Origin of the sequence: Pantoea sp. RIT413 (assembly GCF_003057675.2) — a bacterium.
GTDB lineage: Bacteria > Pseudomonadota > Gammaproteobacteria > Enterobacterales > Enterobacteriaceae > Pantoea > Pantoea eucrina.
This window is the reverse complement of sequence record NZ_QBJB02000016.1, coordinates 40,795-60,942: the sequence shown is the minus strand read 5'-3', so window position 1 is coordinate 60,942 and position 20,148 is coordinate 40,795. Positions and strand designations below refer to the sequence as shown.

Sequence of the window (20,148 nt, the reverse complement as noted above, 5' to 3'; positions counted from 1 at the left end):
GTGACAACAGGAACTGACTGAATGAATGACGCATCTGAAAAGAAAGAGTACAGCTTCAACAAAAATTATCCGCGCGATCTGATCGGCTATGGTGGCCAGCCGCCGCATGCGCAGTGGCCCGATAACGCCCGGGTGGCGGTACAGTTCGTACTCAATTATGAAGAGGGCGCAGAAAACAACGTGCTGCATGGCGATGCCGGTTCGGAGCAGTTTCTGTCCGATATCATTGGCGCAGCCAGCTACGCCGATCGCCACATGTCGATGGATTCCCTGTATGAGTATGGGTCGCGTGCCGGTTTCTGGCGCATTCATCATGAGTTTCAGAAGCGTGGTCTGCCGCTGACGGTGTTTGGCGTGGCGATGGCGCTGGCGCGGCACCCGGAAATTGTCGCCGCGATTAAAGCGGCGGATTATGACGTGGTCAGCCACGGCTGGCGCTGGATCCACTACCAGGGAATGGATGCGAAAACCGAACGGCAGCATATGCAGCAGGCGGTCGACGTGCTGACCGAACTGTTTGGCAAAGCGCCGACGGGCTGGTATACCGGGCGGGACAGTCCGAACACTCGCCGGCTGGTCGCAGAGCAGGGCGGCTTCAGCTACGACAGCGACTATTACGGTGACGATCTGCCGTTCTGGACCCAGGTCACACGTCAGGATGGCACCGTCAAACCGCATCTGATCATCCCCTATACGCTGGAGTGCAACGACATGCGCTTCGCCACGGCGCAGGGCTTCAACACCGCCGAACACTTCTTCACCTACCTGCGTGATACCTTTGATGTGCTGTATGAAGAAGGAGAGCGCGCCCCGAAAATGATGTCGGTCGGCATGCACTGCCGCCTGCTGGGGCGGCCGGGAAAATTCCGCGCGCTGCAGCTTTTTCTTGATCACATTCAGCAGCATGAAAAGGTGTGGATCTGCACCCGCCAGCAGATTGCCGATCACTGGATGACGGTACATCCCGCGCCCTGATAATGCCCTCACCGCAGGGGTGAGGGCTGACGCGCTTACTCACTCATCAGGCTGACCTGCGCAGCCACAATGCGCCACCCCTGCGGCAGCCGCACCCACGTCTGCTGCTGCCGTCCGATACGCGCCGTTCCCTCGCGGGTGAATTCGGTGCTGCACACCGCATAGTCATCGCCAAACGTGGTGATCACCGTATTGCGCAGCGTGCGATCGAGCCCTTTTGACGGTCGTGCCGCGCGAAAGGCGCGAATCTCCTCAATCCCGTACAGATTCTCTCCGGCACCCAGCCGGACGGTACGCGCGTCGTGCCAGAACAGTTCGTCCAGCACCGCGACATCATTGCTCACCAGCGCCTGCTCGTAGCGATAAAATGCAGCGCTTATGGCGGCAACGGTATCCGGATCGTTTATCCTGTCCGTCGTCATTATCAGATATCCATTAAAGTAGGTTGATCGTAAGTCAGGCCCTGCTGCTGCAGCGCCCAGGCGGCGCGCAGCGCCAGCTGTTCGTTAAACGGCGCGGCAATCAGCTGTACGCCAATCGGTAAGCCGCTGGCGGTGAGCAGCGGTACGCTACATACCGGCAGGCCAGCGAACGAAATCGGCTGCGTCAGCATGCCCATGCTGGCGCGTGTCGGCAAATCCTGACCGTTGATGTGAATGGTTTCCTGGCCGATGGTGGTGGCGGTACAGGGCGTGGCGGGGGCGATCAGCACGTCATAATGGTCGAACAGCGGCAGCACCTGTTGCTGGAAGTGACGCCGGAAACGCTGGGCCTGCACATACCACGCGGCGGGCAGCATCGCGCCGGCCAGCAGGCGTTCGCGTGAATTCGGCTCAAAGCGTTCTGGCTGGGTGCGCAGAGCGGGCAGATAGTGATTGCCGCCTTCCGCCGCGGTCATGATAAACGCGGCCGCGCGCGCCAGTTCGGCCTGGGGCAGCGTCACTTCTTCTGCCGCGCCGAGCGCGCTGGCGGCTACCGCTACCGCCGCGCGCGCCTCATCATTGCACCAGGTGGTAAAAAAACCGCCCAGCGTCGCGCAGCGCAGCCCGTCGCTGCCCGCCTGCAGGCGGGCGCTGACCAACTCCGGCGGCCGCGTCAGCTGAAACGCATCCTCTGCGTCGCGGCCCTGCAGCGCATCATAAACCAGGCTGAGATCCTCAACCGAGCGGGCAAACGGGCCGATATGATCGAGGCTGGCGACAAACGGCTGCGTACCGCTGCGCGACAGGCGGCCAAAGGTGGGCTTAAGGCCGAAGATGCCGCACAGCGACGCCGGTACGCGAATCGAGCCGTTGGTATCGCTGCCGAGCGAAAAGTGCACCAGTCCGGCCGCTACCGCGGCGGCTGAGCCGCCGGATGATCCACCGGCGATGCGCGTGATATCTCGCGGGTTGCAGGTGGCGCCATAGTGACTGTTTTCGGTGGTAAAGCCGTAAGCGTAGGCATCCATGTTCAGCATACCGGAGAGTAGCGCGCCCGATTCACGCATCCGGCTGACCGCCCAGGCGTCTGCACGCGCCGCCGCCCGCGTGCTAAACAGGCTGGCACCCGCCAGCGTGGTATGGCCGGCTACATCAAACAGATTTTTTACCGCATACGGAATACCCGCCAGCGGTGGCAGCGTTTCACCGCGCAGGCGCTGCCGGTCAAGCTCTTCAGCCTCGCGCAGCATGCGCTGCCCGGTGATCGCCGTCCAGGCGTTGAGCGCCGGGTTATGCTGCTCAATCGCCGCCAGCGTATGGCGGGCAATCTCAGCGGCCCCGATTTCACCCTGCTGCAGCGCACGCTGCAGCGCTGCGATCGATAATGATGTCAGGCGCATGGCTGGAATACCCCGGCCACTTCCAGGCGATCGTCCAGCGGCAGCGCCATCAGCGGCGCGGCTATAGCCGCAATCCGGCTGAGCTGCAGCTGCAGCTCAGCACGACGTGCGTCATCCAGATCCAGTGCGAGGATCTGCTCCATCTGAGCGACATAGTTCGCCCACTCTGCGGATTCGGTCATGAGTCTCTCCTGTTAAAAACCGGCTGCGCTGCCGTTGCTGCGCGGATCGAAAGCGCCTTCCAGCATGCCGCTGGTGTGGCGCACTACGGCGCCCGCATGGCCTACCACTTCACTGAAGTCAGAGAGCAGCTCAACCTGATGACCCAGCAGACGCAGCCGACCCACCGTTTCCGGCGCTACGCGCGCTTCCAGTTTGAGTGAGTCAGAGGCCTCGCCCCAGGTGCGCCCCAGCAGCCAGCGTGGCGCACTGACCGCCTGCTGCAGCGGCATACCCTGAATGACGTGACGGGTAAAAATGGCCGCCTGCGTCTGCGGCTGACCATCTCCGCCCATCGATCCATACACCATGACCCGGCCATCTTTCAGGCGGGCGGCAGCAGGGTTAAGCGTGTGAAACGGCTGCTTGCCCGGCAGCAGCGCCAGCAGATGATCGGGCTGCAGGCTGAACGCCGCGCCGCGATTCTGCCAGGTGATGCCGCTGCCTGGCAGCACCACGCCGCTGCCAAATTCGTGGTAGATGCTCTGAATAAAAGAGACTGCCAGCCCGCTGCTGTCGATGGCGCCCATCCAGACGGTATCGCCCGGACCGCGTCCGGTTCCCCACGGCGCGGCGCGATGGTCATCAATATTGGTCGCAAGGCTGGCAAGATGATCGGCACTGAGCAGCGCCTGCACGTCGGTATCGCTATGGCGCGGATCGGTGATATGCCGATCGCGCAGGCTGAACGCCTGCTTGGTCGCCTCCACAATCCGGTGCAGCGTCTGAGCTTCATCAGCCTGCGCCATATCCAGACGATCGGTAATACCCAGAATCGCCAGCGACACCAGCCCCTGCGTCGGCGGCGTCATGTTCCAGATATCGCCTTCGCTGTGTGCGAGGTGGAGCGGGGTGCAGCGCCGGGCGCGATGCTGCTGCAGATCGTTCAGCGTGACCGGCATCCCCAGCGCGTGCATGTCATCTGCCAGCGACCGCGCCAGCCGGCCGCGGTAAAAGCTCTCCAGCCCCTCTTCACTCAGCTGGCTGAGCGTGGCCGCCAGCGCAGGCTGGGTAAAGCGGCTGCCCGGCTGTGGCGGTCCGCCGTCCGGCATAAACGTGGCGGCAAAGCCGGGCTGATGCTGCAGCTCAGGCGCTTTTGCGGCGGTAGCGGCCGCCTGCGAGGCGGTAACCGGTATGCCGTCGGCAGCGTAACGGATAGCATCGCGCAGCAGACGGTGTGGCGGCAGCGGCGCATGGCCCAGCTCCTGTGACAGGGTCAGCGCCTCCTGCCAGCCGCTGACGGTGCCGGCGACGGTCAGCGCCGCTTCCGGCCCGCGATGCGGGATCGTCTGCCGACCCTGATAAAAACTCATTGTCGCCAGCGAGCCGGCGGCGCCACTGGCATCAATCGCAACGGGTTCCCCTTCAGGCGGCACCACCAGCCAGAAGCCGTCGCCGCCCAGCCCGTTCATATGCGGATAGACCACCGCAATGGTTGCGGCGGCGGCGACCATCGCTTCGAGTGCGCTGCCGCCGTCGCGCAGTACGGCAAGGGCGCTTTCACTCGCCAGATGATGGGGGGTGACGACCATGCCCTGCGGGGCCATGTTGCTCTGAATCATAATTGTTCCCGGCTGATTTCTGCTCATCTCCATCCGACACAGCTGCCAAACCCGCTGCGGCGGCATTCCCTGACGTAAACATAAGCAAGAGCTGTTCCACTTTTTCTGTCGGTGGGTGCTGGATCGATTTATGCTAGAGCAGGGTGAAACGAAAGTTACAGGACAACGCATGAAACAACTCGATGAACGTCTGCGCAGCCAGTACGCGCAGCTGTCGCCTCAGGAGCAGCGCATTGCTGACTTTGTGTTTGACCATTTTGATGACCTGATCAGCTACAACAGTGCTGAACTGGCGCGGCTAAGCGGCGTCTCCAAAGCAACGGTGAGCCGGCTGTTCCGGCGCCTTGGCTATGAAAAATATAAAGATATGCGCGATGAGCTGCGCACCCTGCGGCAGAGCGGAATGCCGCTCACCGACAACCGCGATGCGGTGCAGGGCAACACGCTGCTGGCGCGCCACTATAAGCAGGAGATGGCAAACCTCACGCAGTGGATCAACCGTATCGACAGCCAGCAGTTAAGCGACGTCATCGCCGCACTGGGCAGCGCAAAACGCGTCTTTATCATCGGTATGCGCAACGCGTATCCGGTTGCGCTGCACCTGCGGCAGCAGCTGCTGCAGGCGCGTGCCCACGTGGTACTGCTGCCGCAGCCGGGCCAGACGCTGGGCGAAGAGCTGGTGGATATTACCCCGGACGATATGGTGGTGGTGATGGCGTTCCGGCGACGTCCGCGCCTGCTGCGTCCGCTGATGCAGCAGCTGCAGCAGCGTGATATCCCGCTGCTGGCGCTCTCGGAGCCGCAGGCGCAGGGGATTCAGGGCGTGGCACGCTGGCAGCTTTGTGCACCGCTTGACAGCGTGTCTGCCTTTGACAGTTACGCTTCAGCCATGAGCCTGGTCAATTTACTGGCAAACGCGCTGCTGCATGAAACCCTGTCGCAGGGGCGGCAGCGTATTCATCAGATAGCCGATCTCTATCAGCATCTGGATGAGCTGGAACACCGATAGCGGGCACTGAAATGGTGCGTTGCACCGTTTTGAATCTCTGAAGCAGGGTACGCCAGTACCCGATTTTTCCTGCTGCTGACCCCTTTTATGCCGGTTTGTTACCGGTTTTTTTCTGTCGCTTTGATTGGCACATTAGTTGCAGTCAATGCCTGTAAGAATCTTTTGTTTCACGTTCAACACACCGGGGTGCATAATGAAAAAGGTTTTACTGGCGGTAGCGGGTGCGGCGCTTTTACTGGCTCAGGCAGGCAGCGCGCAGGCGGATCAGCTACAGGATATTCAAAAGCGCGGCGTGATCCGCATCGCAGTGCCGCAGGATTTCCCGCCGTTTGGATCAGTGGGCACCGATCTGCAGCCGCAGGGATATGACATCGACATGGCGCGCTATCTGGCAAAGCAGATGAAACTGAAGTTGCAGCTGGTGCCGGTCTCCAGTGCCAACCGCGTACCTTATCTGCAGACGGACAAAGTCGATCTGGTGATCTCCAGCATGGGTAAAAATGCGGAGCGGGAAAAGGTCATCGCCTTCAGCCGCGCCTATGCGCCCTTTTTCCTCGGCGTGTTCGGGCCGAAAGGTGAGACGCTGAAGGATGCCGCTGCACTGAGCGGCAAAACGATCGGCGTTACGCGTGGCGCGGTTGAGGATATGGTGCTGAGCGCGGCCGCGCCGAAAGATGCGCAGGTCAAGCGTTACGAAGATAACAACACCACGCTTTCGGCTTATCTCTCCGGTCAGGTGCAGTATGTGGCAACCGGTAATCTGGTGGTGGCGGCCATTACCCGGCAGAACGCGGCAAAAGCGCCGGTGGCGCAGTTTATGCTGAAAGATTCTCCCTGCTTTATCGGTCTGAAGAAGAATGAGCCGGCGCTGAAAGCAGAGGTCGATACGCTGATCGAACAGGGTATAAAGGACGGTACGCTGAATAAGCTCTCAGAAGAGTGGCTGAAAGCGCCGCTGCCCGCTTCGCTCGGTGCCTGAGTCATGGCGCAGCTAAATTTCGCTGAACTCTGGCCTTACTGGCCGGAACTGCTGGCCGGGCTATGGGTCACTGTGCAGCTTACGGTGGTGGCTACGCTCGGTGGCGTCAGCCTCGGCATCCTCGGCGCAGCGCTGCGCAGCGGCAGGCCAGGCTGGGCCAGCCGCCTCTGGGGCGTCTATGTGGAGCTGATCCGCAATACGCCGTTTGTCGTACAGCTGTTTTTTATCGTGTTTGGCCTGCCCAACCTGGGGGTAAAACTTACCGCCGGAGAAGCTGCGCTGCTGGCGATGCTGATCAATCTCGGCGCTTACAGCACAGAGATTATCCGCGCCGGCATTCAGGTCACGCCGAAAGGACAGTGGGAAGCGGGGCGCGTGCTGGGTTTAAGCCGCGCGCAGACCTTTCTGCGCGTGGTGCTGCCACCTTCGCTGCAGCGCATCTATCCGGCCCTGGTCAGTCAGTGCATCATCGTTATGCTCGGCTCATCGGTGGTGTCGCAGGTCTCTTATGAGGAGCTGACCTTTGCGGCCAATCTGATTCAGTCCCGCACATTTTTGAGTTTTGAAGTCTACCTGGTGACCACGCTGCTCTATCTGGCGTTGTCAGTTGCGATGCGTCAGCTGCTGCTGGCGCTGGGGCGTAAATGGTTTGGAGTAGAGCCGGCATGACAACCTTTACCGACTGGGACATTCTGCGCAATCTGCTGCTGGCCGCACGCTGGACGCTGCTGCTGTCGCTGGTGGCCTTCGCCGGCGGCACGCTGGTGACGCTGCCGCTGCTGCTGCTGCGCCTGCTGAAAAAGACGTGGCTGACGCGGCTGATTCAGGGCTATACCGCGCTGTTTCAGGGCACGCCGCTGCTGATGCAGCTGTTTCTCGCGTTTTTTGGCGTCGGGCTGTTTGGCGTGGACGTGGCGCCGTGGACCGCCGCCTCGCTGGCGCTGACCTTTTATACCAGCGCCTTTCTGCTCGATATCTGGTACGGCAGCATACGCGCGCTGCCAAAAGGTCAGTGGGAGGCGTCACGCTGCCTCGGCCTGAACTTCGGCCAGACGCTCTGCCGCGTCGTGGCACCGCAGGCGATCCGCATCGGCATTGCGCCGACGGTGGGCTTTGCGGTGCAGGTGATCAAAGGCACCGCGCTGGCCTCAATTATCGGTTTTATCGAGCTGACGAAAGCCGGCACTATTTTAAACAACGTCACGTATCAGCCGTTTAAGGTGTTTGGCCTCGTGGCGCTTGGCTACTTCCTGATGTGTTATCCGCTGTCGCGCTACAGCCAGTACCTGGAGAAAAAATTCCATGCCGCTCATCACCATTAATCAGGTTCAGAAATACTACGGCGAAAATCATGTCCTGAAAGGGGTTGATCTGGATATCGATAATGGCGAAGTGATCTCGATTATCGGCCGCAGCGGCTCCGGTAAAAGCACGCTGCTGCGCTGTATGAACGGGCTGGAGGGCTACCAGGAGGGCAGCATTAAGCTGGGCGGCATGACCATTACGCATCGTGAATCTCAGGCGCGTGAAATCAGCCGCTCGGTCGGTATGGTGTTCCAGAATTTCAATCTTTTTCCGCACATGACCGCGCTGGAGAATGTGATGCTGGCACCGCGCCGCGTGCTGAAAAAAAGCGCGGCGGAGTGCCGGCAGCTGGCAACAAAAATGCTGGAAAAAGTGGGGCTGGGTGAGCGACTGGACTACTACCCGGCCAGCCTCTCCGGCGGCCAGCAGCAGCGTGTGGCGATTGCCCGGGCGCTGGCGATGCAGCCAAAAGTGCTGCTCTGCGATGAGATCACCTCCGCGCTCGATCCGGAGCTGGTGGGCGAGGTACTGAAGGTGCTGGAGCAGCTGGCGGCGGAGGGGATGACGCTGATCCTCGTGACGCATGAAATGAATTTTGCCCGCGACGTGGGCGACCGGGTGGTATTTATGCATCAGGGTCGGGTGTGGGAGCAGGGCAGCAGTAAAACGCTGTTTGCGCAGCCGCAGACCGCCGAACTGAAACAGTTTATCTCGACCGTACGCCTCTGAGCGGGGCCATTAAGGAATTCACTATGGACATTCATCAGTTCTCTCAGATCAATCCGCCGCAGCGTCTGCTGATGGGGCCAGGGCCGATTAACGCCGACCCGCGCGTGCTGCGCGCCATGTCGAGCCAGCTGCTCGGGCAGTACGATCCGGCGATGACGCACTACATGAATGAAGTCATGGCGCTCTATCGCGGCATTTTTCGCACCGAAAATCGCTGGACGCTGCTGATTGACGGCACCTCTCGCGCCGGCATCGAGGCGATTCTGCTTTCTGCTATCCGTCCCGGCGATCGGGTACTGGTACCGGTGTTTGGCCGTTTTGGCCATCTGCTGTGCGAGATTGCGCGGCGCTGCCGGGCGGAAGTGCATACGATTGAAGTGCCCTGGGGCGAAGTGTTCTCGCCGGATCAGATTGAGGATGCGATCAAACGGGTTAAGCCGCGCCTGCTGCTGACGGTGCAGGGCGACACGTCAACCACTATGCTGCAGCCGCTGGCGGAGCTGGGCGCTATCTGTCGCCGGTATGGCGTACTGTTCTATACCGATGCCACCGCCTCTCTGGCGGGTAACGCGCTGGAAACTGATGCCTGGGGGCTGGATGCGGTCTCTGCCGGCATGCAGAAATGCCTGGGCGGTCCCTCCGGCACCTCTCCCGTCACCCTGAGCCCGCAGATGGAGGAGATCATCCGCAAGCGTAAATGCGTGGAGGAGGGGATCCGCACGGCGGCGCATCAGGATGGTGATGATGAGATGATCTACTCCAACTATTTCGATCTCGGCATGATCATGGATTACTGGGGGCCGGAGCGGCTTAATCACCATACGGAAGCGACCAGCGCACTGTTTGGTGCCCGGGAATGCGCGCGCATCATTTTGCAGGAGGGGCTGGATAACAGCATCGCCCGGCACAAGCTGCATGGTGACGCGCTGCTGAAAGGCATCCAGGGCATGGGACTGGAGACCTTTGGCGATCTGCAGCACAAGATGAACAACGTGCTGGGCGTTGTCATTCCGCAGGGCGTGAACGGTGACCAGGTGCGCAAACTGATGCTGGACGATTTTGGCATTGAGATCGGCACCTCATTTGGTCCGCTGCACGGCAAAGTGTGGCGCATCGGCACTATGGGCTACAACGCGCGTAAAGATTGCGTGATGCAGACCCTGAGCGCGCTTGAAGCGGTGCTGCAACACTGCGGTTTTCGTACGCCGCAGGGCGCGGCGCTGCAGGCCGCCTGGGATCGCTACGGGAGCGAAGCATGAGTGCACGCCAGATGAGCGCTGAAGAGGCGCAGTCGGCCGCCGCGCGCATTATGGCGCGCTGTGATGCGCTGGCGGAGATCAGCGAGGAGGAGGATAGCCTGACGCGCGTTTATCTCTCTCCGGAGCACCTGCGCGCTAACGCCTGCGTGGCGGAGTGGATGCAGGCGGCGGGCATGCGGACCTGGCAGGATGCCGTGGGCAATATCTGCGGCCGCTATGAGGCGGCCGAGCCGGGCGCAGCGGCGCTGCTGCTCGGTTCCCATCTTGATACCGTGCGCAACGCCGGACGCTATGACGGCATGCTGGGCGTGCTGAGCGCAATTGAAACCGTGCAGTGGCTGCACGATCGCCGGCAGCGCCTGCCGCTGGCGGTCGAGATAGTGGGTTTTGCGGATGAGGAGGGGACCCGCTTCGGCATTACGCTGCTGGGCAGCCGCGGCCTGACTGGCAGCTGGCCGGAGAGCTGGATCACTCATCCCGACGGCAACGGCATTACGGTCGCCGCCGCGATGCAGGATGCCGGGCTGGATGCCGCACAGGTAAGTCTCGCAGCACGTCATGTCAGCGAGATCGCCGCCTATCTGGAGCTGCATATCGAGCAGGGGCCCTGCCTGGAGGAGGCGGATTTAGCTCTGGGCGTGGTCACCGCCATCAACGGCGCGCGCCGCCTTAACTGCCATTTTAGCGGCGAGGCGGGACACGCCGGCACGGTGCCGATGCTGCTGCGTAAAGATGCGCTGGCCGCCGCCGCCGAGTGGATGCTGTTTATCGAACAGGCGACGCAGGCGCCGCTGGTGGCGACAACCGGCACGCTCAGCTGTCAGCCTGGCGCAGTGAATGTCATTCCGGGAGAGGTGCAGCTGTCGCTGGATATTCGCGGCCCGCAGGATGAGCCGCTGGAGCGGCACCTGTCGCAGCTGTTAACGCAGGCGCAGGCGATTGCGCTGCGGCGCGGGGTGAGCTTCAGCGCCAGCGAATATTACCGCATTGCCGCGACGCCGTGCGATAAACGGCTGCAGCAGGCGCTGGGCGCGGCGGTTGAAACCGTTCAGGGCTGCACGCTGGCACTGCCGAGCGGGGCGGGCCATGATGCAATAGCCATGGCGGAGCGCTGGCCAGTCGGCATGCTGTTTGTGCGTAACCATCGCGGTATCAGCCATCATCCGGCGGAATCGGTAAAAATGGACGACGTGGCGCTGGGCGTGCAGGCGTATCTGCAGGCGGTAACCGCGCTGGCGCAGGCATAAGGGAGCGGGCATGAAGCTGAATGAGTTTAATCAGGCGGATGAGGCTGACGCCCGTCAGGCGATCGCGCACTGCGTCGCCATTCCTGCCTGGCAGCAGGCGCTGGTGGCCGCACGGCCCTATGCCTCCCTGAGTGCGCTGGCCGGGCGGGCGCAGCAGCTGGCGCAGCGCTGGCAACAGGCGGAGCTGGAGCAGGCGCTCAGCGCCCATCCGCGTATTGGTGAAGCAGCCCAGGGTACGGCGCATGAGGCCACGCTGTCGCGTCAGGAGCAGGCTGCGATGCAGCAGGCGGACCGCGACCTGCAGCTCGCGATGCGCGCAGGGAATCAGGCCTATGAAGCACGCTTTGGCCGGGTATTTCTGATCCGGGCCAGCGGACGCAGCGCGGAGCAGATGCTGGCAGAGTTGCAGCGCAGGCTTAACAATAATAAGGCGTGCGAACAGCAGGAGACGCTGGCGCAGCTGCGGGAAATTACCCTGTTACGGCTTAAGGAGAGCATCATATGAGCACCATCACCACGCATATTCTCGATACCGCGCTCGGCACACCGGCCGCAGGCGTTGCCGTCTCGCTGGAGCAGAACAGCCCGGAAGGGTGGTTTCCGGTCAGTGAAGGAGAAACCGATCGCGACGGGCGTATCAGCGATTTAACACCGGAACCCTTAGCGCCGGGGCACTACCGGCTGACGGCAGAGATTGGCGACTATTTTGCCGCTGACGGGCGCGATGCGCTCTATGTCAGCGCGCAGATAGACTTTGTGATCGGACGGGCGGGCAGCCATTATCATCTGCCGTTTCTGATCTCCCCCTGGTCCTGGTCCACCTATCGCGGCAGCTGAACGGCCGCGCTTCATTTTGTGCAGCCTGTCACAAAACCTCTTTTTGAAAGACAAAAGCTATCAAAGCTTTCGGTCCATCCAAATATATTCTGCTCCTGAGTGCCGCTATCTTAACCGCAAAACGTGAAGCCAATGGAGCCGAATAATGAGCACGCCAGACCATAACGATAATGCTGCAGCGTCCGGAAAATGTCCTTTTCATCATGGAGCGTCAGAAGAGAAGAGCGTGCTTGCACGCGGCGCCGGCAGCGGCACCTCGAACCGCGACTGGTGGCCTAATATGCTGCGGGTCGACCTGCTGAATCAGCACTCCAGCCGCTCTAATCCGCTGGATGAAAATTTCAGCTACCGCGAGGCGTTCAGCCAGCTTGACTACGCGGCACTAAAAGCGGATATCCGCGCGCTGCTGACCGATTCACAATCCTGGTGGCCCGCCGACTGGGGCAGCTACATTGGCCTGTTTATTCGTATGGCGTGGCACAGCGCCGGCACCTACCGCACCATTGATGGCCGCGGCGGCTCCGGACGCGGACAGCAGCGCTTTGCGCCGCTCAACGCCTGGCCCGATAACGTCAGCCTTGATAAAGCACGACGCCTGCTCTGGCCGGTAAAACAGAAGTATGGCCAGAAAATTTCCTGGGCCGATCTCTACATTCTGGCGGGTAACGTCTCCCTGGAGAACGCCGGGTTCCGTACCTTTGGTTTTGGTGCCGGTCGTGAGGATGTCTGGGAGCCGGATATGGATGTGGACTGGGGCCATGAAAAAGAGTGGCTGGCCCACCGTCATCCCGAGAGCCTCGCAAATGCCCCGCTGGGCGCCACCGAAATGGGCCTGATCTATGTGAACCCTGAGGGCCCGGAAGCGAGCGGCGATCCGCGTTCTGCAGCACCGGCGATCCGCGCCACCTTTGGCAACATGGGCATGAACGATGAAGAGATCGTCGCGCTTATCGCAGGCGGGCATACGCTGGGTAAAACGCACGGGGCGGCGGCCGCCAGCCACCTTGATGTCGATCCTGAAGCCTCACCGATTGAAGCGCAGGGCTTTGGCTGGCACAACAGCTACGGCAGCGGCGCCGGCGCAGATGCCATCACCTCTGGTCTGGAAGTGGTCTGGACGCAGACGCCAACCCAGTGGAGCAACTACTTCTTTGAGAACCTGTTCAAATATGAGTGGGTGCAGACGCACAGCCCGGCGGGCGCGATTCAGTTTGAAGCGGTAGATGCAGAAGCGATCATCCCCGATCCGTTTGCTCCGGAGAAAAAGCGCAAGCCCACCATGCTGGTGACCGATCTGACGCTGCGTTTCGATCCGGAGTTTGAGAAGATCTCGCGCCGCTTCCTGAACGATCCGCAGGCGTTTAATGAAGCGTTCGCCCGCGCCTGGTTCAAGCTGACTCACCGCGATATGGGACCCAAAGCGCGCTACCTCGGCCCGGAAGTACCGAAGGAAGATCTGCTGTGGCAGGATCCGTTACCGCAGCCGGTGCATCAGCCTGGCGCTGATGATATTGCGCAGGCTAAAGCGCAGATTGCCGCATCGGGCCTGAACGTCAGCCAGCTGGTCTCCGTGGCCTGGGCATCCGCTTCAACGTTCCGTGGCGGCGATAAGCGCGGAGGGGCCAACGGTGCGCGTCTGGCGCTGGCACCGCAGAACGGCTGGGCGGTCAATGCCGGCGTGGTAAGCGATGTGCTGCCGGTCTTGCAGCAGATCCAGCAGGCGTCCGGCAAGCTCTCGCTGGCGGATATCCTTGTGCTGGCGGGCAGCGTCGGTATTGAGCAGGCGGCAGCCGCCGCTGGCGTGGCGGTACAGGTGCCGTTTATGCCAGGCCGCGTGGATGCGCGTCAGGATCAGACCGATATTGAGTCGTTTAACGTGCTTCAGCCGCTGGCCGATGGCTTCCGTAACTATCGTCGCGTGCAGAGCGGTTCCTCAACGGAGACCCTGCTGCTGGATAAAGCGCAGCAGCTGACGCTGAGTGCGCCGGAGCTGACGGCGCTGCTGGGCGGCCTGCGCGTGCTCGGCACCAACTATGACGGCAGTCAGCACGGCGTGTTTACCGATCGCCCGGGCGTGCTGAGCAACGACTTTTTTGTCAATCTGCTCGACATGCGCACCGCATGGCGCGCCACTGATGAACGCGCGGAGCTGTTTGAAGGACGCGATCGTGAAAGCGGTGCAGTGAAATATCACGCCACGCGCGCCGATCTGGTGTTCGGGTCTAACGCCATCCTGCGCGCGCTGGCGGAAGTGTACGCCAGCAGCGATGCGAAGCAGAAATTTGTCCACGACTTTGTGGCCGCCTGGACGAAAGTGATGAACCTGGACCGTTTCGATCTGGCGTAATTATCCTGCGCTGCATCGCGCCTGATACGCCCGTGTAAAAACAGAACCGGAAGCCACGCGCTTCCGGTTTTTTATGTGCCGAAAAACAGCCTGTAGCGCAGATCAGGTATGCCCAACTGGCCAGGCAAGCCGGAAAATGGAATGCTGCTGTGACGTTACCACGCAGGTGGCATTGCCGCCGTGTGCCTGCATAATAGCCCGGACGACAGAGAGCCCCAGACCACATCCTTTTGGATTCGCCTCTCTGGCACTTATCCCGCGCTGAAAAGGCTGAAACAGCAGTGGCTGAAATTCAGGTGGAATACCAGGGCCTTCATCCTGAACAAGAATGTAATTCTCTCTCTCTGTCATACCATTTTTTATCACCAGGGTGCGTGATGTGGAGTAGTGCAGCGCATTATCAAACAGCACGGTCAGGCACTGTGTCATGCGCAAAGCATCACAGACGCAGAGCTGTGGAGTGAGTTCAGTGATAACCGTAAAGCCTTTGTTTTCAAATTCCGGCGTAAATACGTCAATGGCATGTGTAATCAGCTGCTGCAAATCGGTTTCATGCGGATCCAGCAGGTAGCCAGCTCCGCCTGCAGAGCTGACCACGCGTAAATCTTCAATCAGTCTGTTTAAGCCTTCGGTTTGTCTGAGCAGCTTTTCAAACAGAAGCGGGTCGGGGCCAAAAACGCCCTCCACCAGCCCCTGTAAACGGCCGCGTAATATAGTAACCGGTGTCCTGAGTTCGTGTGCGATGGCCGCATTCCACAGATTTCTCTGCTCATCGAGCGTCTGCAGCTTCTCCGCCATTTCATTAAAATCTTTTACCAGGCTGTTGATCTCGCCCAGCATTGAGGTTGTGCAGAGCGCCCGGGCGCCTAAATCACCGGCAGATATCTTTTTCAGGCTGGAAGCAATCGTATTCAGCGGTGTCAGTATGCGCGAAGAGAGTTTCACCGTAAAAAACAGTGAGATAACCAGACTGGAGAGCGTCATAACCAGAACCCATATCCAGTCCCACAGGTTCATAGACTCTTCTGCACCTGCTGTATTTTCGCCAGGAATATAGTCAGTGATAAAGGTATAAAACAGCCATGAGCCTGCAACTGATATAGTAACAATAATGAAAGTCAGCGACAGCATATAGGTGAGTATCTGGCGACTGAGCACAGGCTCCCGGCTCATTGACTTTCTCCCAAACGATAACCCATCCCTCTGATACTTTCCGGCACACCCATCAGACCGGCATGCTCAAGTTTTTTACGCAGTTTACTCATATGGCTATCTACCGTTCTGTCGAGTGTGTCTCCCTCAGGCAGACAGGCGTTGAGTAGCTCTTCACGGGAACAGACTTTACGTGGACTTTTTGCCAGATAGGTCAAAAGTTTAAACTCGGTTGTGGTGAGTACCGGCGTTATGACGCTCTCTCCGGCTTTAATTTCCAGATAAAAGTCGTCAGGATAAATAGTGATATGAGCTGTTCGTATTGGCCTGGCTGCCTCAGCTGGCACATTACGCGCGGCTCGTCTGAGGACAGCCTCAACCCGGGCAATGACTTCGGAAGGGTTGAAAGGTTTGATGACATAATCATCAGCCCCCAGCCTTAACCCCATCAGTTTATCGATATCCTGATCGAGAGCGGTGACCATAATAACCGGCACGTTGCTCTCTTTACGCAGCGTGGTCATGACGTTCCAGCCATCAAGCAGGGGAAGGTTGATATCCAGCAAAATCAGGTCGGGCTTTTTCAACCGGCTCAGACTGATGGCCTGCTCGCCATTGGCTGCCCGCAGGCTGCTCATGCCTGCTCGCTGCAAATAGCTCATTAATATATCTGCTATTTCATCATCATCTTCAGCAACAAGAATTAAAAAGCCGCTATTCATTTATGCTCCGAAAGAGCCAGGTAATGCTGGCTGGCCGGTAGGCAGAAGCAGGCAGCATAATCTTTTGCTCAAAAAGGTAACTGATATCTCATCAGGACAGGCTGGTTTAAAAAAAGTTTCATAAGGCTGACCCTATTTCTTTGCCGCTGCCTTATCTGCACGCGCCGGGGGATCTTAATGCTATCTCCACAAACCACAGATAAACACTCCATAGTGTAATGAGATAATGAAAAAAACAGGCATGCCTCTCTGGTTTTTCATTAATTGAGCGTAAAAGAGAACAGGATACCCGATGACAGGCGCTAACAGAGATACAGAAGAGATGAATGGCCTTCAGGATGTTTTTATCAAAAGATTACGTGTGCTGGCACCTTTTATCTCAGTTTCATGGGGACTACTTTATCTCTGGCTTATACTGGCGCACGCTGCTGACGACCGGGTATCGCATACGCTTATGGCGTCACCATTGATCTATCTCTCTATTGTGGCAGCCGCTTTACTGCTGGTGATGCAGAAGAGGTCCGGTGCATTAAAAGAGATACTCATTATTGCATTCTGGCTGCTGATGATAATGCTGTGGCTGGTGTCATTTTTCTCCAGCATGCTGAATCTGCATCCGGGATTAAATGAATTACTATTTTATTATGAATGTTTTTTGATTTTATTTTTCTGCGGCTCTCCGCTCTATCTGATGATGAGAATAATTAATGCTATTTACTAGGCGTTATTTTAAGGTTTTTTGCTCCATAATCTATCCATAAACCTCACATACAGCCTAAACAATGGCGCTTTAAACTGCCTCCCTGTCTGGTTGTCACTGCGCAACAGGTTTGTTGCGGGCAGAAGCGTGCTGTAGTCAGTTGCTGAGTATGAGATAAATATAATGCCGCTATTTTTTATTCACCGCCCGGTTTTCGCCTGGGTTATTGCTCTGTTTATCGTTCTCAGTGGCGTTTTATCGATTCCGCATCTGCCGGTTGCTCAATATCCTGCTGTTGCGCCTCCCAGCCTCATCATTTCAGTGAGCTATCCGGGCGCAAACGCAGAGGTCATGAACACCTCGGTGGTGTCGCTAATAGAGCGCGAGATATCAGGCGTTGATCATCTGCTCTACTTTGAGTCATCCAGTGACACGACGGGCATGGCTTCCATTACGGTTACCTTTAAACCGGGTACTGATATCAAACTGGCGCAGATGGATCTGCAAAACCAGCTTAAAACGATTGAGCCACGGCTCCCGCAATCTGTCCGCCAGAATGGGATTAATGTTGAAGCGGCAAATGCCGGCTTTCTGATGATAGTAGGTCTGCAATCCCGAAACGGTGCGTTTCAGGAAGCGGATTTAAGTGATTACTTTGCCCGCAATATTGCGGACGAACTGCGGCGGGTACCGGGGGTCGGCAAAATTCAGCTGTTTGGCAGTGAAAAAGCGCTGCGCATCTGGCTGGATCCGGTACGGCTGCACGATTATAAACTTTCTGTCACGGAAGTGCTTACGGCAATCAGTCAGCAAAACGTCATTGTTTCGCCGGGTAGAACCGGCGACGAGCCAGCCATCGACGGGCAGGCGGTAACCTGGCCTATCACGGTAAGGGGCCAGCTTACGTCTGCGGAGGCGTTTGGTAATATTACCATCCGGTCCGATGCAACCGGCGCACGCCTCAGGCTTGCAGATGTGGCGCGCGTTGAATCCGGATTACAGAGCTATGCATTCGGCATACGCGATAATGGCTTGCCAGCCACGGCTGCCGCGATTCAGCTGGCACCTGGCGCTAACGCCATCAGCACTGCATCGGGCATTCATAACCGGCTTAAGGCGCTCACCGGCTCGCTGCCTGAGGGAATAAGCTTTACCGTGCCTTTTGACACCGCACCCTTTGTAAAACTCTCCATTATCAAAGTGGTGGAGACCTTTGCAGAAGCGATGGTGCTGGTATTTCTGGTTATGCTGCTCTTTCTGCATAAAATTCGCTGTACGCTTATTCCGGCTATTGTGGCACCGGTTGCGCTGCTGGGCACGTTAACCGTGATGCTGCTGTGCGGATATTCCATCAATATTCTGACAATGTTTGGCATGGTGCTGGCTATCGGCATTATTGTTGATGACGCCATTGTGGTAGTAGAAAACGTCGAGCGTCTGATGGCAGAAAAAAAGCTGTCACCCCGTGAAGCGACCCAGGAAGCGATGCGCGAGATCACGCCAGCGATCATTGGCATTACGCTGGTACTCACTGCCGTCTTCATTCCCATGGGCTTTGCCAGCGGATCAACCGGAATCATCTATCGTCAGTTCTGCATTTCGATGTCGGTGTCCATTCTGCTGTCAGCCTTTCTTGCGCTGACGCTGACGCCCGCATTGTGCGCTACTCTGCTCAGGCCGCACGATAGTCGCTTAAGCAGCGACCGGACATTTTCAGCCCGCTTTAACCGGCATTTCAATGCGCTTACGGTTCACTATGAATCGGGCATCCGCGCACTTCTCAAACGAACCGGCAGGATGATGTTGACCTATCTGGCGCTCTGTATGGCACTGCTGGCCGGTTTAGCTACGTTGCCATCCTCGTTTTTGCCTGAAGAAGATCAGGGCTATTTCATGTCGTCTCTTCAGCTGCCTTCCGACGCCACGATGCAAAGGACACTTAACGTGGTTGAAAAATTTGAGCATGAAATAGCGCAACGGCCAGCCATTAAAAATAACATCATGATCCTGGGTTTTGGCTTTTCAGGCTCTGGTCCTAACACGGCGATGGCGTTTACGACGCTGAAAGCGTCAAAGGAACGTGGCGGCAGCAGCGCGCAGGCTGAAGCGAGTTATATCCAGCAGCAGATGGAAAGCGTGGCGGATGGCGTTACGATGAGTTTGCTGCCACCTGCCATTGCCGATCTGGGAACCTCTTCAGGCTTTACCTACTATGTGCAGGATCGGGGAGGGCGGGGCTATAAAGCGCTGAAACAGGCTACCGACGAACTGATACGGCGTGCAGGCCATCATCCTGCGCTGGCAGAAGCGTATATCGACGGTTTACCGGACGGCACCAGCCTGTCGCTGAAGATCGACCGGGAAAAGGCAGAGGCGCTGGGCGTTTCATTCGACGAGATAAACCAGACTCTCTCCGTTATCGCCGGGTCCAGTTACGTCAATGATTATGTTAACCAGGGGCGGGTACAGCAGGTTATCGTCCAGGCGGATGCAGCATACCGCATGCAGCCTGAGCAGCTGCTGCAGAGCTGGGTCAAAAACCGCAGCGGCCAGATGGTGGCACTATCCAGCTTTGCGTCGATCGGCTGGGGCGTTGCGCCGCAACAGCTGAATCGCTATCAGGGCTATCCCGCTATCCGTATTACCGGCAGCGCTGCGCCCGGCGTCTCCAGCGGCACCGCCATGCAGGTCATTGACCAGCTGGCGCAACATTTACCGGAGGGGTTTGCTGGCGAGTGGGCCGGCAGTTCGCTGCAGGAAAAGGCGTCTGCAAAACAGCTTCCGTTACTGATTGTGCTTTCCGTGTTGGTGGTATTTATGGTGCTGGCAGCGCTCTATGAAAGCTGGTCTGTGCCAGTGGCCGTTATGTTGGTTGTACCGCTCGGGCTGATAGGGGCTGTAATTGCGGTTGCCATGGCACAGATGACGAATGACGTATTCTTTAAAGTCGGACTGATTACCCTGATTGGGCTTTCGGCCAAAAATGCCATCCTGATTATAGAATTTGCCTGCCATTTACGGCAACAGGGTGAGACCCTGACGGTGGCGATTCTGACTGCGTCAAAACAGCGCCTGCGTCCGATTATAATGACCTCCCTGGCCTTTACGCTTGGCGTTGTTCCACTCATGCTTGCCAGTGGCGCAAGCGATAGTACACAGCATGCCATCGGCACAGGCGTATTTGGCGGTATGATCAGCGGTACGCTACTGACAATATTTTTTGTACCCGTATTTTTTACCATAGTGATGCGTTTTGTTAAGAAAAGGGCGGAGTAGCACAGTGG

General features: G+C 58.5%; 19 protein-coding genes. 13 read left to right on the top strand and 6 right to left on the bottom strand.

The features are described 5' to 3' along the window. Positions 1-21 precede the first annotated feature (21 nt). Complete coding sequence (gene puuE / locus DBY66_RS15850; RefSeq protein ID WP_071668478.1) at positions 22-975, top strand: allantoinase PuuE; 954 nt, start codon at positions 22-24, stop codon at positions 973-975. 35 nt (positions 976-1,010) lie between these two features. Here puuE and hpxZ read toward each other — a convergent pair whose 3' ends face one another. Genes hpxZ through DBY66_RS15830 form a run of 4 tightly spaced genes read right to left on the bottom strand, consistent with a single transcriptional unit; the run spans position 1,011 to position 4,578 of the window. Continuing rightward, positions 1,011-1,397, bottom strand: a complete 387-nt coding sequence (hpxZ, locus tag DBY66_RS15845) for an oxalurate catabolism protein HpxZ (protein WP_108570232.1) — start codon at positions 1,395-1,397, stop codon at positions 1,011-1,013. A gap of 2 nt (positions 1,398-1,399) precedes the next feature. Then, positions 1,400-2,797 carry an AtzE family amidohydrolase gene (locus DBY66_RS15840; protein WP_108570231.1) on the bottom strand — a complete coding sequence of 466 codons (1,398 nt, stop codon included), beginning with the start codon at positions 2,795-2,797 and terminating at the stop codon, positions 1,400-1,402. Further along, a complete protein-coding gene (gene hpxX / locus DBY66_RS15835; protein ID WP_039382827.1) occupies positions 2,788-2,979 on the bottom strand; it encodes an oxalurate catabolism protein HpxX in 192 nt (63 codons plus the stop codon). The genes DBY66_RS15840 and hpxX overlap by 10 nt, the downstream gene beginning before the upstream one ends. Before the next feature lie 12 nt (positions 2,980-2,991). After that, positions 2,992-4,578: a gamma-glutamyltransferase family protein gene (locus tag DBY66_RS15830; protein WP_039385720.1), complete on the bottom strand. Its 1,587-nt coding sequence runs from the start codon at positions 4,576-4,578 to the stop codon at positions 2,992-2,994. Between the two features lie 169 nt (positions 4,579-4,747). Here DBY66_RS15830 and hpxU point away from each other — a divergent pair, with 169 nt between their 5' ends. From hpxU to katG, 10 genes are all read left to right on the top strand, one after another. Beyond that, the gene (gene hpxU / locus DBY66_RS15825; protein WP_039382830.1) at positions 4,748-5,587 is read left to right on the top strand and encodes a MurR/RpiR family transcriptional regulator HpxU; all 840 of its coding nucleotides are present in this window, start codon (positions 4,748-4,750) and stop codon (positions 5,585-5,587) included. Between the two features lie 193 nt (positions 5,588-5,780). Further along, positions 5,781-6,566 (top strand): transporter substrate-binding domain-containing protein, encoded by a 786-nt coding sequence (locus tag DBY66_RS15820; RefSeq protein ID WP_039382831.1) that lies wholly within the window; start codon positions 5,781-5,783, stop codon positions 6,564-6,566. 3 nt (positions 6,567-6,569) lie between these two features. Then, entirely contained in the window at positions 6,570-7,235 is a 666-nt protein-coding gene (locus DBY66_RS15815; protein WP_039382832.1) for an amino acid ABC transporter permease, read from the top strand. Next, the gene (locus DBY66_RS15810) at positions 7,232-7,888 is read left to right on the top strand and encodes an amino acid ABC transporter permease (RefSeq protein WP_039382833.1); all 657 of its coding nucleotides are present in this window, start codon (positions 7,232-7,234) and stop codon (positions 7,886-7,888) included. Before DBY66_RS15815 ends, DBY66_RS15810 begins: the two co-directional genes overlap by 4 nt. Further along, a complete protein-coding gene (locus DBY66_RS15805) occupies positions 7,869-8,600 on the top strand; it encodes an amino acid ABC transporter ATP-binding protein (RefSeq protein WP_039382834.1) in 732 nt (243 codons plus the stop codon). The genes DBY66_RS15810 and DBY66_RS15805 overlap by 20 nt, the downstream gene beginning before the upstream one ends. Before the next feature lie 23 nt (positions 8,601-8,623). Then, positions 8,624-9,859, top strand: coding sequence for an alanine--glyoxylate aminotransferase family protein (locus tag DBY66_RS15800; protein ID WP_094112069.1), 1,236 nt, complete (start codon positions 8,624-8,626; stop codon positions 9,857-9,859). Further along, complete coding sequence (gene hpxK, locus DBY66_RS15795; protein ID WP_039382838.1) at positions 9,856-11,106, top strand: allantoate amidohydrolase; 1,251 nt, start codon at positions 9,856-9,858, stop codon at positions 11,104-11,106. Before DBY66_RS15800 ends, hpxK begins: the two co-directional genes overlap by 4 nt. Positions 11,107-11,116: 10 nt before the next feature. Beyond that, on the top strand, positions 11,117-11,611 hold the full coding sequence (gene uraD, locus DBY66_RS15790; RefSeq protein ID WP_108570230.1) for a 2-oxo-4-hydroxy-4-carboxy-5-ureidoimidazoline decarboxylase: 495 nt from the start codon (positions 11,117-11,119) through the stop codon (positions 11,609-11,611). Then, positions 11,608-11,943: a hydroxyisourate hydrolase gene (gene uraH / locus DBY66_RS15785; RefSeq protein ID WP_071668481.1), complete on the top strand. Its 336-nt coding sequence runs from the start codon at positions 11,608-11,610 to the stop codon at positions 11,941-11,943. The genes uraD and uraH overlap by 4 nt, the downstream gene beginning before the upstream one ends. A 145-nt stretch (positions 11,944-12,088) precedes the next feature. Then, positions 12,089-14,290 (top strand): catalase/peroxidase HPI, encoded by a 2,202-nt coding sequence (gene katG, locus DBY66_RS15780; RefSeq protein ID WP_108570229.1) that lies wholly within the window; start codon positions 12,089-12,091, stop codon positions 14,288-14,290. Positions 14,291-14,392: 102 nt separating this feature from the next. Here the strand turns inward: katG and DBY66_RS15775 are convergent, their stop codons facing one another. After that, complete coding sequence (locus DBY66_RS15775) at positions 14,393-15,463, bottom strand: ATP-binding protein (RefSeq protein ID WP_108570228.1); 1,071 nt, start codon at positions 15,461-15,463, stop codon at positions 14,393-14,395. Then, complete coding sequence (locus DBY66_RS15770; protein ID WP_039382845.1) at positions 15,460-16,164, bottom strand: response regulator; 705 nt, start codon at positions 16,162-16,164, stop codon at positions 15,460-15,462. Before DBY66_RS15770 ends, DBY66_RS15775 begins: the two co-directional genes overlap by 4 nt. A 292-nt stretch (positions 16,165-16,456) precedes the next feature. On the opposite strand from DBY66_RS15770, the gene DBY66_RS15765 reads away from it, so the two are divergent. Both DBY66_RS15765 and DBY66_RS15760 read left to right on the top strand, forming a co-directional pair. Beyond that, positions 16,457-16,885: a hypothetical protein gene (locus DBY66_RS15765; protein WP_052246468.1), complete on the top strand. Its 429-nt coding sequence runs from the start codon at positions 16,457-16,459 to the stop codon at positions 16,883-16,885. 162 nt (positions 16,886-17,047) lie between these two features. Next, positions 17,048-20,140, top strand: coding sequence for a multidrug efflux RND transporter permease subunit (locus tag DBY66_RS15760; RefSeq protein WP_108570227.1), 3,093 nt, complete (start codon positions 17,048-17,050; stop codon positions 20,138-20,140). Positions 20,141-20,148: the final 8 nt, after the last annotated feature.

Excerpts from the sequence above, each read along its gene's own strand:
- hpxU (WP_039382830.1), top strand. The coding sequence starts at position 4,748 with ATGAAACAACTCGATGAACGTCTGCGCAGCCAGTACGCGCAGCTGTCG.
- DBY66_RS15760 (WP_108570227.1), top strand. The coding sequence starts at position 17,048 with ATGCCGCTATTTTTTATTCACCGCCCGGTTTTCGCCTGGGTTATTGCT.
- DBY66_RS15810 (WP_039382833.1), top strand. The coding sequence starts at position 7,232 with ATGACAACCTTTACCGACTGGGACATTCTGCGCAATCTGCTGCTGGCC.
- DBY66_RS15830 (WP_039385720.1), bottom strand. The coding sequence starts at position 4,578 with ATGATTCAGAGCAACATGGCCCCGCAGGGCATGGTCGTCACCCCCCAT.
- uraD (WP_108570230.1), top strand. The coding sequence starts at position 11,117 with ATGAAGCTGAATGAGTTTAATCAGGCGGATGAGGCTGACGCCCGTCAG.
- DBY66_RS15765 (WP_052246468.1), top strand. The coding sequence starts at position 16,457 with ATGACAGGCGCTAACAGAGATACAGAAGAGATGAATGGCCTTCAGGAT.
- DBY66_RS15820 (WP_039382831.1), top strand. The coding sequence starts at position 5,781 with ATGAAAAAGGTTTTACTGGCGGTAGCGGGTGCGGCGCTTTTACTGGCT.
- hpxX (WP_039382827.1), bottom strand. The coding sequence starts at position 2,979 with ATGACCGAATCCGCAGAGTGGGCGAACTATGTCGCTCAGATGGAGCAG.
- DBY66_RS15770 (WP_039382845.1), bottom strand. The coding sequence starts at position 16,164 with ATGAATAGCGGCTTTTTAATTCTTGTTGCTGAAGATGATGATGAAATA.
- uraH (WP_071668481.1), top strand. The coding sequence starts at position 11,608 with ATGAGCACCATCACCACGCATATTCTCGATACCGCGCTCGGCACACCG.
- katG (WP_108570229.1), top strand. The coding sequence starts at position 12,089 with ATGAGCACGCCAGACCATAACGATAATGCTGCAGCGTCCGGAAAATGT.
- hpxZ (WP_108570232.1), bottom strand. The coding sequence starts at position 1,397 with ATGACGACGGACAGGATAAACGATCCGGATACCGTTGCCGCCATAAGC.
- DBY66_RS15815 (WP_039382832.1), top strand. The coding sequence starts at position 6,570 with ATGGCGCAGCTAAATTTCGCTGAACTCTGGCCTTACTGGCCGGAACTG.
- DBY66_RS15805 (WP_039382834.1), top strand. The coding sequence starts at position 7,869 with ATGCCGCTCATCACCATTAATCAGGTTCAGAAATACTACGGCGAAAAT.
- DBY66_RS15775 (WP_108570228.1), bottom strand. The coding sequence starts at position 15,463 with ATGAGCCGGGAGCCTGTGCTCAGTCGCCAGATACTCACCTATATGCTG.
- DBY66_RS15800 (WP_094112069.1), top strand. The coding sequence starts at position 8,624 with ATGGACATTCATCAGTTCTCTCAGATCAATCCGCCGCAGCGTCTGCTG.
- DBY66_RS15840 (WP_108570231.1), bottom strand. The coding sequence starts at position 2,797 with ATGCGCCTGACATCATTATCGATCGCAGCGCTGCAGCGTGCGCTGCAG.
- puuE (WP_071668478.1), top strand. The coding sequence starts at position 22 with ATGAATGACGCATCTGAAAAGAAAGAGTACAGCTTCAACAAAAATTAT.
- hpxK (WP_039382838.1), top strand. The coding sequence starts at position 9,856 with ATGAGTGCACGCCAGATGAGCGCTGAAGAGGCGCAGTCGGCCGCCGCG.